At 34.6% G+C, this 12,501-nt stretch carries 14 protein-coding genes; 7 read left to right on the top strand and 7 right to left on the bottom strand.

The genetic code is table 11. The features are described 5' to 3' along the window. Positions 1-66: 66 nt before the first annotated feature. Both ytvI and MKY37_RS03845 read right to left on the bottom strand, forming a co-directional pair. The gene (gene ytvI / locus MKY37_RS03850; protein WP_340773956.1) at positions 67-1,131 is read right to left on the bottom strand and encodes a sporulation integral membrane protein YtvI; all 1,065 of its coding nucleotides are present in this window, start codon (positions 1,129-1,131) and stop codon (positions 67-69) included. Positions 1,132-1,236: 105 nt separating this feature from the next. Continuing rightward, positions 1,237-1,602, bottom strand: a complete 366-nt coding sequence (locus tag MKY37_RS03845; RefSeq protein WP_340773954.1) for a YugN family protein — start codon at positions 1,600-1,602, stop codon at positions 1,237-1,239. A gap of 151 nt (positions 1,603-1,753) precedes the next feature. On the opposite strand from MKY37_RS03845, the gene MKY37_RS03840 reads away from it, so the two are divergent. Beyond that, positions 1,754-2,842, top strand: coding sequence for a CAP domain-containing protein (locus tag MKY37_RS03840; RefSeq protein WP_340773953.1), 1,089 nt, complete (start codon positions 1,754-1,756; stop codon positions 2,840-2,842). Here MKY37_RS03840 and MKY37_RS03835 read toward each other — a convergent pair whose 3' ends face one another. Further along, positions 2,843-3,574 carry an amino acid kinase family protein gene (locus MKY37_RS03835; RefSeq protein ID WP_340773951.1) on the bottom strand — a complete coding sequence of 244 codons (732 nt, stop codon included), beginning with the start codon at positions 3,572-3,574 and terminating at the stop codon, positions 2,843-2,845. Positions 3,575-3,751: 177 nt separating this feature from the next. Between MKY37_RS03835 and MKY37_RS03830 the strand changes: the two genes are divergently transcribed. Continuing rightward, the gene (locus MKY37_RS03830; protein WP_340773948.1) at positions 3,752-5,143 is read left to right on the top strand and encodes a UDP-N-acetylmuramoyl-L-alanyl-D-glutamate--2,6-diaminopimelate ligase; all 1,392 of its coding nucleotides are present in this window, start codon (positions 3,752-3,754) and stop codon (positions 5,141-5,143) included. Here MKY37_RS03830 and MKY37_RS03825 read toward each other — a convergent pair. Then, positions 5,092-5,589 carry a PaaI family thioesterase gene (locus tag MKY37_RS03825; protein WP_340773946.1) on the bottom strand — a complete coding sequence of 166 codons (498 nt, stop codon included), beginning with the start codon at positions 5,587-5,589 and terminating at the stop codon, positions 5,092-5,094. The genes MKY37_RS03830 and MKY37_RS03825 overlap by 52 nt on opposite strands. 83 nt (positions 5,590-5,672) lie before the next feature. On the opposite strand from MKY37_RS03825, the gene MKY37_RS03820 reads away from it, so the two are divergent. Then, positions 5,673-6,122, top strand: coding sequence for a YlbF family regulator (locus MKY37_RS03820; protein ID WP_340773944.1), 450 nt, complete (start codon positions 5,673-5,675; stop codon positions 6,120-6,122). Positions 6,123-6,677: 555 nt separating this feature from the next. Here MKY37_RS03820 and MKY37_RS03815 read toward each other — a convergent pair. Beyond that, entirely contained in the window at positions 6,678-7,580 is a 903-nt protein-coding gene (locus MKY37_RS03815) for a glycerophosphodiester phosphodiesterase (protein WP_340773942.1), read from the bottom strand. A 199-nt stretch (positions 7,581-7,779) separates the two neighbouring features. Between MKY37_RS03815 and MKY37_RS03810 the strand changes: the two genes are divergently transcribed. Beyond that, positions 7,780-8,052: a YlbG family protein gene (locus tag MKY37_RS03810; RefSeq protein WP_090562904.1), complete on the top strand. Its 273-nt coding sequence runs from the start codon at positions 7,780-7,782 to the stop codon at positions 8,050-8,052. A gap of 6 nt (positions 8,053-8,058) precedes the next feature. On the opposite strand, the gene MKY37_RS03805 is transcribed toward MKY37_RS03810, so the two are convergent. Then, positions 8,059-8,445, bottom strand: coding sequence for a DUF7147 family protein (locus tag MKY37_RS03805; protein WP_340773940.1), 387 nt, complete (start codon positions 8,443-8,445; stop codon positions 8,059-8,061). Between the two features lie 53 nt (positions 8,446-8,498). Here MKY37_RS03805 and MKY37_RS03800 point away from each other — a divergent pair, with 53 nt between their 5' ends. From MKY37_RS03800 to coaD, 3 genes are read left to right on the top strand one after another with little or no spacing between them, the layout of a single operon-like run. Beyond that, positions 8,499-9,917, top strand: a complete 1,419-nt coding sequence (locus tag MKY37_RS03800) for a hypothetical protein (RefSeq protein WP_340773938.1) — start codon at positions 8,499-8,501, stop codon at positions 9,915-9,917. 15 nt (positions 9,918-9,932) lie between these two features. Continuing rightward, positions 9,933-10,499: a 16S rRNA (guanine(966)-N(2))-methyltransferase RsmD gene (gene rsmD / locus MKY37_RS03795; protein WP_340773935.1), complete on the top strand. Its 567-nt coding sequence runs from the start codon at positions 9,933-9,935 to the stop codon at positions 10,497-10,499. A 1-nt stretch (position 10,500) separates the two neighbouring features. After that, a complete protein-coding gene (coaD, locus tag MKY37_RS03790) occupies positions 10,501-10,986 on the top strand; it encodes a pantetheine-phosphate adenylyltransferase (protein ID WP_340773933.1) in 486 nt (161 codons plus the stop codon). A gap of 552 nt (positions 10,987-11,538) precedes the next feature. Here coaD and MKY37_RS03785 read toward each other — a convergent pair. After that, on the bottom strand, positions 11,539-12,417 hold the full coding sequence (locus tag MKY37_RS03785) for a hypothetical protein (protein ID WP_340773932.1): 879 nt from the start codon (positions 12,415-12,417) through the stop codon (positions 11,539-11,541). Positions 12,418-12,501: the final 84 nt, after the last annotated feature.

Below are 12,501 nucleotides of genomic sequence, written 5' to 3'. Positions count from 1 at the left end.
ATACTCTAAAGGAACTTATTCCAAAAGAGGATTGGCTTTTTGTTGTGTTTCTCATATAGAACATGGTTAAATCTTAAAGTTAAGTTTTAACATTCCCGATTCTTTAGCAGTTATAAAAATAATCACTACAAGAGGGCCTATCATAAATCCGATGAAACCGAAAAGCTTTGCTCCGATAAACATGGCTATTAAGATTGCTAGGGGAGATACCCCCATTTGAGAACCCATCAACTTAGGTTCTACAGCTCTACGTATTACTAATAATATTACTGCTAATATAGTTAACTTGGTTCCCATTACCATATCACCTGTTAAATAATGATAAACAGCCCAAGGTGCTAAAACAGCAATAGAACCCAATATTGGAATAATATCGATAATCCAAATGACAATAGCCATTATTAAAGCGTATTTTGGCGTGATAATTAGCAAAAGACCGATGAATGATGCACCCAAAATAATGAAACTTGCAATAATCTGAGCTTTCATAAATCCAATAGCCACTTTTTTTATACTAGCAAACATAAAACGTACCTTACCCGCAGTATTATCAGACAGATAATGAAAAAATTTCACTTGTAAATTCTGCAAGTCTAACATAAATAAAAAAAGAGCAATAATAAATACTATAAAACTAACTAAAAAGTTCGGTATATTCGTCAAAAGTGCAGAAATATTATTGTAACTAAGTATATCTAAGAGGGCATCTCTCATACTTTCTAAAGTGGCATCAAATTTATTTTGAATCGATTCGACTACTTCTTTAGGGAGACCTTCCGTGTATTTAAACAAACTATTTTGCATATCGATCCATAACCCGGTCCAGCTATTTATATATGTGGGAATGGTCTGTGATATATAAATGAGTTGGCTAAAAAGTTTTGTAATCACTAGGTATAATAGTCCGGAAATGACGCTAAGAAAAAGAACAAAGTTAGTTATGACAGCAGGTTTACGCTTCCATTTAAACGTTTTTTGAGTGAACTTGACGACTGGCTCCATAATAATTGCTGTAAGTAGTGCGAGTATAATAGGAATAGATACTGGAAGTATGAAGATAGCTAATAATAAGAGCATAACGGCTAGAACAAAATATTTTATATATTCCTTTTTAAAAAAATTTAAGACCATTGTATGCTCCTTTCTTCACGCTTATTAATAGTATAGACAAGTTTGTAATTTTTGAACAGAAAAAAACGCAAGAGAAAGAAACTCCTGCGTTTTAGGATATTCCTATTATGCGTGAATTTCAAAAGCAGCTAAATCAGCTTTTACAGCAGCTAATGTTTGTTCACTTGATTTTAGAAGATGTTTTGGGAAAACTTCATTTTCACCATATTCAACACCATGTGGGTAATAGTGTTTCCCTATAACCGGTTTTAAAAGAGTAATGTTTGCATCGTGTGCACCTACATCACCATCTTTTGTAAAGCCAAATACACGAAGATAAAATGTACCTTCTTTTATCACATACTTCTTATCATAAGTTACGCGTTCATAATCCCATTGACCTGCACGAACTAAACCTTGTTTTTTCATAAGATCATCTAATATATTTAGATCAATGACAGTGTTTTCTATACCAGTGTTTTCGAAATACATTGAATTGTCCTCCTTCACGTTCATATCCCAAATAGAATCTGTTCCTATTAATATTAATTCAAATTTGATAATGTTGCAATGGTAACATTGTGTCTTTCTAGCTAACCTTGGTATACTAGGATAAATGGTGGAAGAATAAGGAGATAAAGCTATGATGAATAATATAATCCGAATTGTTATTGCTATAGCTATAGTACTAGTGATTTTAATATATTTTGATAATCCTGTACATGAAAATGAACTTATTACTGGTTCAAATAATACAGGACAGGTAATTCCAGATACTTCTTCAGAAGTTGTGGAAGTTGAGACGGTATTTACACGCCCTAAGGTAGGAATCTCAACATTAGTAGGAGGTTCGACCCAAGAAGTTATTGGGTTGTTAGGGAAGCCCTCTCGGATCGAACCATCGGCATTTGGATATGAGTGGTGGGTCTACAATCAATCTCTCACGACTTATTTGCTAGTTGGAGTAGTAGGAGATAAAGTTACACAGGTCTTTGCTGCAGGAGCAAACGTAGAGGTCACTCCTTATAAAATTGGACAGGACGTAGATGAAATTTATCGATTTACGATAGTGCAATCTGAAATTACATTTTCTATAGATTCAAATACTTATACCTTTTCTCTTACGGATGAAGATATAGACAATAGAATATTAGTTCAGTTTGATAATTTATTTGCAATGTTATATATAGATTCAGAAAGTCGACAGCTGGAGGCAGTTAGGTTTACAGATCCTAAGACTATTTTATTGCATAAACCTTATGACATTTTATATAACGGTATTATGGTAGAACCTAAGACACCAGATTCTCTTTTTCAGTCTGCAATAGACCGTGCCAACGAGAGACAGATATTTGAACTCACGAATGTATATCGTTATCGTAACAACCTTCGTTTACTTATGTCTGATAATGAATTGCAAAATATCGCGATGGATAATAGTGAAGAAATGGCCAAAAATAATATTGTTGTCAATGAAAAATTTGAAGTTTCAAAGTTTAGTGATCAATTAAAAGAGTCCTCAATTGAATTTTCAAGTGCAGCTGGAAATACAGCCGCTTTTTATTTCGATGCTGGGGAAGCTGTAAATGGTTGGTTGAATTCTAAAGATCATCGAGAGATCTTATTAGGTAAAGATTATACACATACTGGTATTGGAGTATATGGTAGCTATTATACGCAAAATTTTATCGATCGAAAAGCTATAAATACTCCCAAAGATATTCCACAATAATTAGTTGGACACATAGGTGCCCTCACTTTCATGATACAAAGAGCGAATATGCAAAGGGACTTGATGAAGAGCAGCAAATGTGGCTGCTCTTTTTTGTATGACTTCGACAGGCTCCTCAATCTTTTCTTGGAGTTCTTCATAAGTCATAAAAGGAATGAGCTTTACATGCTTGTTAGTAAAAGGATCAGAAGTCATGATACCAGGTACATCTTTGTAAAACTCAACTACTTCAGCATTTAAATAATAGCCATAGACTACGGCGGTTAAATCACTGCCACCTCTCCCTAATGTAGTAAAATTGTGTGTACTTTCTGAGACACCTTGAAAACCTGGAACGATGACGCATTGGAAATTTTCAAATGCTTGGTATATAGCACTAGGATCTACTTTTTTAATAAGGGCATTTCCATACGTATCATTTGTAATAATGCCGGCGTTTTTGCCATAAAGAAGAGTAGTAGATACTCCTTCATTCTTTAGTTCTGTTGTTAATACAGAACTTGAGATTAACTCTCCACATGCAGAGAGCAAATCGGTTTCAGTGCTATTGTCGGTGAAAGGAAGTAAATCTAATAACGTATCAGTTGCATAGGGTTTACCCCTTCTTCCCATTGCGGAAACAACGACAAGCACTTTTTGATGGGTTTTAATAGCTTGCTGAATTCGTTTCATTACTAGTTGCCTGTTCTGATGATTTTGCATGGCGATTCCGCCAAATTTCTGAACAATCATAATCTCAACCACTCTATTCGTGACATTTCAAACACTCCGTTCATACGATACAGGGAATTCATTTTACTGTATGCGATTTTACAAGAATGGTGTAGGGAGTGTGGTACTATTTATCCGTTAAATGAACTTTTAAAAGGATTAACATATAGTGTAATTGGCAACTTTTCACTATGTCGTATGAGCAGAATCGTAAATTTTTCAAAACAGATTAAAGAAGGGGATATATTTATCTCCGAGAAAAATAATCGTTCCATTATAGATGAAGCTATTCATCTAGGGGCAATTGCGGTAATATCAGAAGTTTTTATAGCTGATTGTAGCGTTCCCCAAGTTATTATTCCTTCCGAAATGGAACGATTAAAGGAGAGGATTGGTAAAAAAACCTATGAATTATATGGAAAAAAAGTGAAAACAGTTGCGATAACTGGTACAAATGGCAAAACAACAGTTGCTTTTTTCATAGGTCAATTACTTATGCAACAAAGGAAGTCGGTTTGTGTAATAGGGACATTAGGCGTGTTTATCAACGGAAAGCAATTGGAACAAAATTTCCGCAATAATACGACATTACCATTCTATGATTTTATACAAATAGTACATTATTGTTATGAGCATTCTATTGAGTTCATCATTTTGGAGGCATCTTCGCAAGGATTATTGGACAATCGCTTGGGTAACTATCCGATAGATATTGGAGTGTTTTTGAATATTGGAAAAGATCATCTTGAGTTTCATGGTGGGATGGTCCCATACAAAAAATCAAAGGAATTACTAGTTCCACTATGTACCAAAATAGTAGTAAATGCGGATGATGAATGGTGTAGAACAGTGGCTGAAAATTCTTTTTTACCTATTATAAGCTTCGGTTTGGATGCTCGTAATACGGTTGTGTTTCAACAGAAAAACGACAAAGAAGATGAAATAATGTATAAATTTAAAGTAAAGAATGAAGAAATAGAAGTGCAAATGAGGAACAGTGGATTTTATAATGGGATGAATCTTGCTGCTGCACTTGCTTCTTTATGGGCCTTGAATATCCCACTTCAAAACATAAAACCTCTTACCCTTCCAACTGGAAGATTTCAACATGTGGATAATAATAAAGGGATTAAGGTGCTAATCGACTACGCACATACGCCAGATGCTCTGGAAGCCTGCCTTTCAACTATTAAATCCTTTGCAAAAAATAATATATACGTTGTATTTGGTTGTGGAGGAAATAGAGATAAGAAAAAACGAAACGAGATGGGAAAGGTAGCTACAGCTTTTGCAACACAAGCTATAATCACCTCCGATAATCCACGAAATGAGAACCCATCAGATATTATTAAAGAGATTATAAGAGGACTGGATAACAAGAAGTTTCGAATAGAACCCGATCGTAAACAGGCCATTACGTATGCACTACAAATGGCAGAAGCGGGGGATATTGTATTAATAGCAGGAAAGGGACATGAGCAAGAGCAAATTTTACATGACTCTGTAGTCCCTTTTTCTGATCGTGATGTAGTCAATGCTTATTTTGAAGAAGAGAGGGGATTAATCACAAAGAATGATCCCGTAGCATAAGCTATTTTTCTTCCGTCAGGTTGTGTTACTGTGCATTCCATTACTATTGTTTGACGACCTTTATGTAAATATTTAGCAGTTGCAATCAACGTTTTTTCCGTTGAAGATTTAACATAGTGAATTGTCATATTCGTTGTAACTGCACCCTTTCCTTCCGGGTGTAAATCCTTGTTAATTAAAAATCCCATTGCATTATCAGAAAGTGTAGCGATAATACCGCCATGAGGCATATTAAAACTATTATATGAGATTGGAGTTATTGGCATTGTGACGATACATTGATCTTGCTCATACTGAGTATCCATTTGAAATACGGCATTTAAGTATGTAGGTGACTGGTTTTGTTGCTTTTGTTGAATCGCATTTAGAAAATCATTTATTAAGTCTAGTTCTTGTTCAGATGACTGTTCTGCTACTTTTTCAAATAAATTTTGTAGTTTGTTCATTATTTTCTCCTAACAAAAAGTTAATAGTTTGGCATTTATTTTTACTTTTCTGGTATGATTAACTCAGATTGGAGGTTAATCAAATGATTATGACAAACGAATGGGTCGATATAATGGATCAATCGGATATATTATGTACTATGATTCTTTCCTCTGAACAATTTTACCAATACTTAGATGCACATCGTGCTGTATATACAGATACAACTTTAGTAGGTGAGGTTAATAGCTTCACTAGGCTAAAGGATCAATACGAAGAAGTTCAACGTTTCGGGAAATACCATCCTGATTATTCGAAGGTTATGAAAGACATCCGAGTAACTAAACGAAAATTGGATATGGTAGATGCAGTGGCGCACTTAAAGGTTGCTGAGAACGACTTGCAGGACTTACTAGACGAAGTGAGTTTGTTAATTGGTAAATCTGTTTCAGAAGGTGTTAAAGTTCCAGTTAGTAACCCATTTTTTGCTTCTGCTGGTTCTAGCTGTGGAAGTGGATGCGGTACCGGTGGTTCTTGTTCATGTTCTGCCTAAAGTTTCAAAAAGATTAGATGTGTGCATAAAATGCATACATCTTTTTTTTACAGAACTTTTATTGAATAATGCTACTGATTTCCGTTTCAGGTGGACGCTTTCCGCGGGCGTTGCCTCAGCCTCCTCACTTCGTTGCGGGTCTTCGCCTAACGCTTATCCCGCTGGAGTCGCCACCCTCCACTCCAATCAATATAAAAGGTAGTTCTCAACTCTGAGATAAAGCAAAGTAAATAGCCGAGACAATAATAGTAATTCAAATTATTATGGGGATAAACTGTCTGCATGATTAGGTAAATAATTTATTATGGAAGAAGAAAGTAAATAAATTCTCTTTTATCGGAGTCCATTTCATCCCTAGTTTAGCGCAGAGCAGCGACTCCGGTGGGAACAGCGCGAGCTGAAGACCCTGGACAGAGCGTAAGCGAAGGAAGCGGCTGAAGCCGTGCCCACGGAAAGGGTCTGCTCGGAGCGGAAATCAACGTTGTTTGGATACTATTGCTATTCGGTTTATTAATTGACTTATATAGCTGTACTTTGCTTCTTCTTAATTAGACACTAATCTAATTTCAAAACTTCCATTGCTAAGTCGGGTCTGTCGGTAATTATTCCTTTAGCGCCATTGCTGATAAGTTTTTTCATCACTTCTGGATCATTAATTGTCCAATAGTGAACAGGAATATTTAATGAATTTAAAAATTTTATAAAACCTGGATTATCAAGTGGGAATACATTTGATCTTACAGGAATCTGAAAAACATCTGCCTTTGGATGATATAGATGTTTAAATTGACTTGTATATGCTGCATACGCTTTTCTAACTTCCTTTTCACTTGCACCTAATGCAACAGAGTTTTGTGCATATAAGTTAAAACGATCGATTTGATCATCATAAAAACTAGCAACCACTACACGATCAAACGCTTGATGCTCCTCTAAAAGTCTCCAAAGTTTGGAAGGCATTAAACTACCTTCATAAGTTTGAGGTGCATCCTTCATATCCATGTTGATGAGCATCTGTGGATATGAATTTAGTAATTCCCCTAAAGTAATAATCTTTTCACCACAGTTTTTATAAGTTGGAGCTCCATCTATATCCAAAAAATGATGTCCAAGGTCTGCTTCTTTTAATTCCGATAATGTATAATCGGATACCTTACCAGTAAAGTTAGTAACTCTGTTTAGTTCTTCATCATGAAATACTATTATCTCTTCATCTTTTGTTAGTCTTATATCGATTTCAAAACCATGTACTCCAAGTTTGGCAGCCTGTTCGAACGCAGAAGGAGAACATTCTGGAGCAAGTGCTGATCCTCCGCGATGAGCCAATATAATAGGCTGTTCGTATTCCAATGCTTTTTTAGTCGGTCGACTTTGCGGTTTGGAAAGTGCTTTAGTACTAGCCCATGCCGCACCTGCTGCGGCTGCAAATGCGAAAGCAACATTTGATTTTTTACCCATCAATCAATTCCTCCTTTTTAGAGTGAATGTATTATATTAAAAATATATTACTTATTTTCTATTAGTTATCCAGTATGAATTTCATTCGCAAAAGGTATTTTCTTATTATATCTAAACTACACAAAACTGTCAGCTAGTTGTTGTTGCTATCAAATTCCCCCATATGGTATTCTTGAGAGTAAGAAATGAGGGGAAAAGTATGACAGAAAGACAAGGACTAATTGTCTATGTGCATCATTTAAAACAAGCTAAATCTTTGAGGAAGTTTGGTCACGTTCATTATATTTCTAAAAGACAAAAATATGTCGTATTATATTGTGATCAAGATCAAATCGACGCTGCCAAGCAAAAGATGAACAAATTGCCTTATGTCAAGGAAATTTTAGAGTCCTATAGACCATTTTTGAAAACTGAATTTGAAAATAGTAAGCCAGATAAAGCAAAAGAATACGATTATAAAATTGGACTATAACTAAGCCTATTGTAACGGTGGTATTAAATGGTTTAAACGTAATATACCAATTATATACTGATAATATAAATTTACATCCACATAGACGGAAGAATGTTTTATGTCGACTTTAATGGGTTGGATTGCTAACTCGTCTAATGCTTCTTTAAATATTGTGAGTCTTTTTGATTCATGCCCAGTTTCGACTATACCCTCTCGGCATATATATATGGGAAAAAAATTTGCAGTATTTACTGGTTTAAGTGCGATTGCGATGGAAAAATAGGTTATATTGTCTTTAGTTGAAGAAAAAATAAATGCTTGGTGTATACGTTCTCTGTTTACCCTTGCAAGTTCACAAAGTTCGTAAATATCTCCATAACCTTCGCCTAGTTCTATAAAACGTTGGATCAATTGAAAACACTTCCTTTCTCATATATCTTACCACTTTGTTGGAGGACAATTCTATGAAATTTGTTTTAAGTTTTTTATGCCTATTCCTTGTTGTGGCTAATAGTGTACTACTTTTGTTTCAATATGATGCTTACTCTTCTGGATTAGAAGAGGATGGACAAGTATTCTTTTATGAACAAGAAGTGGAAATGAAAGTAAAGAAGGATAAGATTGTTATTAAACAACATTTTTACGATATGCCAAAGGAAGATGTTACTGTATCATGGCCGATTGTAAGTGAGAATAGAAGCTGTGATTTGGATACTAGTGAAAGCTGCAACCGCCTAACTGAAGATATGACGACGTTTAAAGCAGGAGAGAATTCTAAGCAGAGTATTTCCTATGAAATACCTTTAGTAGATGGTTTAATAGATGGTCAATTAATCCAAAACTTCTTAGCTAAACTAGAAACAGGAGGTGTCTCGCTAACTTCACTTCATATTACGGATGAAATGAAAAGAGGAGGTATGTGGGTATCTGGATTACCTGTAATCGGTAAAACTTCACTTGAGTTAATTGATTATTCACTTTCTCTTGGTGCCGGAGATGTTCAAGAATTATATTGGCAGCAAGAGGTATTACCAATTCAATATGAAGATGATTACTTCACTATATACGCTTCTAACACTTTACCAGATGAAGTCACTAACTTACTTGATGAGTTAGATTTTACTAATAACGAACATTTAGCTGTACTTTTTGAGGGGAATAGGAATAATATTGATACTTCTCGTATCGTATTTATACAAAATGAGGATATCGCTTCTATACAACAGGAGCTAATCATCAAGAATATACAAGCAAGGTATGGGTTATCTCAAGAAGATCAGCTTATTGCAGAGGTTTTAAGTAGCTTTTTGCTAGAAATACCTGTCGGTTCAGCGAAGTCCATTTGGATGTATGAAACGGTAAATAATTATTTAACATCCGAACAACGAGTAGAGTTTCAAAATGCTTTAATAAACAATAAACAAATAACCGCAGCGAAATTTGATGAGATATTGACAGATATTATCGATTTAAAAACATCCTTCTTTGTGTTAAATGTACAAGCAGGAGCAGAAAACTTTCCATTATTATTTGAAGATTTTAGAACTGTTTATATTAATGAGCTCCAGTATGAAGAGATGAAAGTTCTATTCAAGGATGGTAAAGTTTTATATGCGGCTGCACCATTATTAACTACTTTAGGATATACTCTTAATGACACTGACAAGGGCTTATATGTTCAAAATGCAACGAGAGCATTTCGTTTTCCGATTCAAGAACCGTTCTATGTATTGAATAAAAAAAGATATGATGCATTATCAGAACCATTTGAGGTTATTGGATCACAATTATATATTGAAGAAGCGTGGATGATACGTTTGTTTTTATTGAATATTGAAAAACAAGACAAACGTATTAATATTACACAATCCGCACTATTTTAGGATTGGAGTGTAGAAATGAGAGTTATATCAGGTTCGAGAAAAGGACTGCCATTAAAAGCAGTCCCTGGGATGAATACAAGACCTACAACAGATAAAGTAAAAGAGTCCATATTTAATATGATTGGTCCTTACTTTGATGGTGGTATTGCCGTTGACCTATTTGCAGGCAGTGGAAATTTGGGGATCGAATCCTTGAGTAGAGGTATTGATACATGTATCTTTATCGAAAAAGATCCAAAAGCTATACAAACCATTAAAGATAATTTGACTAAATGTCGTTTAGAAGAATCAGGTGAAATTTTTAAAGCTGATGCGATAAGAGCAGTGAAAGCTATTGAGAAAAGAGAGCTTAAAATTGATCTATTATTTGTAGATCCTCCATATAACAAATTAATGTATTATGATTTAGTACAATCATTAGTTGATAAAGGATGTATGAGTGATACTGCGATTATTGTTTGTGAGCACGAGAAAAATGTCACACTTGAAAAAACCTATGGTGACTTTGAATTAGTGAAAAAAGAGATATATGGCGGTACGGTTATCTCTATTTATCGTTGCCTTAAAGAAGAGGGGAATTAAATTGGGAAAAATAGCTGTAGTTCCAGGTTCTTTTGATCCAATAACTAATGGTCATCTAGATATTATTAATCGAGGGGCATCCATTTTTGGAGAGGTTTTTGTCGTTGTTTTGAATAACTCTTCCAAAAATCCCCTTTTCTCCGTTGAGGAAAGAATGCAATTAATCATAGATGCTACTTCACATTTACCGAATGTCAAGGTTCAAACATTTTCCGGCTTATTGATAGATTATGTTGAAAGTGTAAATGCCAGTGTTATTATTCGTGGTTTACGTGCTGTCTCTGACTTTGAGTATGAAATGCAAATCACCTCTATGAATCGTGTACTAAATGATAAAATAGAAACATTTTTTATCATGACCAAAAATCAATACTCTTTCCTAAGTTCGAGTATCGTGAAAGAAGTAGCTAGGTATGGTGGTAAAATAGAAGAACTTGTACCGTCTCATGTGGAAAGAGCATTAAAAGAAAAATATAATACATACTGATCAAACCAGAGAACCTTGCCATATACGCAAGGTTCTTTTTTTAAAAATTAAGAAAGTATAAAGAAGTCTCATGAATACTGTGTTCATAGGACTTAATAGAATGAATAATCCTATGATTGATTTTAATCGCTGATGAAGTAGGAATACTATTATTCCATATAGAGGAATGCAGACAATTTTCTTTTACTAGTGGAAATAAAGGAAAAGTAGGAAGTGTTTGCCTGATAAAGAAGCGGAATAGCGAACGAAATTGTATCTTTGTGAGCTCCCTCTATGAATAGGGAAGTTATCTATTCTCTAGTTATCAAATACGCACTAACCTGTTTCTAAACGTTGTAGGAGGGCGACGGACAGCCAACAGCCATAATATTACCGGAAATAGTGAGTATTGGTTGTGACGACTGACACAACCAATACTCACTAAAAATTCATTCGAAAATCTTATAGCGAAATAGCTTTCCAAAGCACTTTGAAAACTATAGAAACAGGTTTTGACCTTAAAGCATTGGTCGTCTATTTGTAAGTTTTTTTTATTCTTTAGCTATGGAAGTATCATAACCAAAAAAACAATATCGGAATGATAAGAATGTGAAGAATGCGGAAAAGAATATATTTGCGAATGGGAATATTTGATTTCTGAGCAAGTACGATTATTTGCATATGAATACTTATGCCGCTAAAAGCAATAATAATAGCAACTACAAAGGGTAAAAACGTGGAGCCTGATAACATTTCCCCGGCTAAACTAATCCCGCCAGTCATTTCAAAAAGAGACGCTACAAAAACAAGTAGGATAGGTGAAATATTAGGTAGAATTTCTTTGACGGATTCAAACACGATAAAACTTACGGTTGTAAAAAATATGACAGTAGTACCAATTAGCAATAATATTTGATAGGTCTCTTTAATACTTTCCTGGAACGGTGAATCCGAAGCCTTTTGAACATGCATATTTTCCTGGATAGCTGGAGATAAAATGATAAATACTAATAAAAATATTAAATTCACCGCATGAATAATAAGTAAAAGTTTAATACCCGCAATTTCAGCGTGAAAGATCTCAATCCCTACAAACCCTATAACAAACATTGGACTAGGGGCATGGCATATTGCAAGCAGCCAACTTGCATTACGCTTATTTAAAGTACCCATATCCTTTAAAGACGTTATAACTGCAGCACCACTAGGAAACCCACCTATAGCACTTAATACATAGACATTAAAATACATTTTAAATTTATTTGTCGTATTTAAAAATGAGTTTTGAGAACGTATAAACAGCTGTGTTATTACTAAATAGGGTAGTAAATAAGGTAGTAGAGCAGTTGTGAAAATCCTCATTCCTTCAACTGCACCTTTATGTGCAATACCGGGCTGTAAAAATAAAAGGATAATAAGTGCCCAACTTCCAATCGTTATCAGTCTATGCAAGTAAAATTCATCCTTTGTTCACATATATTTTGTCAGAAAAAAAGGGAAGTGATAAACTAATATTCAAATGTGTTTTAGAAAGAG

This window comes from Psychrobacillus sp. FSL K6-2836 (assembly GCF_038003085.1).
Taxonomy (GTDB): domain Bacteria; phylum Bacillota; class Bacilli; order Bacillales_A; family Planococcaceae; genus Psychrobacillus.
Note: the sequence above shows the minus strand (reverse complement) of the source record. Positions and strands in the feature narration are given on the sequence as shown.

What these genes read in the sequence shown, in the direction of transcription:
- MKY37_RS03845 (WP_340773954.1), bottom strand. Translation starts at nt 1,602, where the DNA reads ATGTATTTCGAAAACACTGGTATAGAAAACACTGTCATTGATCTAAAT.
- MKY37_RS03840 (WP_340773953.1), top strand. Translation starts at nt 1,754, where the DNA reads ATGATGAATAATATAATCCGAATTGTTATTGCTATAGCTATAGTACTA.
- MKY37_RS03835 (WP_340773951.1), bottom strand. Translation starts at nt 3,574, where the DNA reads ATGATTGTTCAGAAATTTGGCGGAATCGCCATGCAAAATCATCAGAAC.
- MKY37_RS03815 (WP_340773942.1), bottom strand. Translation starts at nt 7,580, where the DNA reads ATGGGTAAAAAATCAAATGTTGCTTTCGCATTTGCAGCCGCAGCAGGT.
- MKY37_RS03830 (WP_340773948.1), top strand. Translation starts at nt 3,752, where the DNA reads ATGAGCAGAATCGTAAATTTTTCAAAACAGATTAAAGAAGGGGATATA.
- MKY37_RS03810 (WP_090562904.1), top strand. Translation starts at nt 7,780, where the DNA reads ATGACAGAAAGACAAGGACTAATTGTCTATGTGCATCATTTAAAACAA.
- ytvI (WP_340773956.1), bottom strand. Translation starts at nt 1,131, where the DNA reads ATGGTCTTAAATTTTTTTAAAAAGGAATATATAAAATATTTTGTTCTA.
- rsmD (WP_340773935.1), top strand. Translation starts at nt 9,933, where the DNA reads ATGAGAGTTATATCAGGTTCGAGAAAAGGACTGCCATTAAAAGCAGTC.
- MKY37_RS03825 (WP_340773946.1), bottom strand. Translation starts at nt 5,589, where the DNA reads ATGAACAAACTACAAAATTTATTTGAAAAAGTAGCAGAACAGTCATCT.
- MKY37_RS03820 (WP_340773944.1), top strand. Translation starts at nt 5,673, where the DNA reads ATGATTATGACAAACGAATGGGTCGATATAATGGATCAATCGGATATA.
- MKY37_RS03800 (WP_340773938.1), top strand. Translation starts at nt 8,499, where the DNA reads ATGAAATTTGTTTTAAGTTTTTTATGCCTATTCCTTGTTGTGGCTAAT.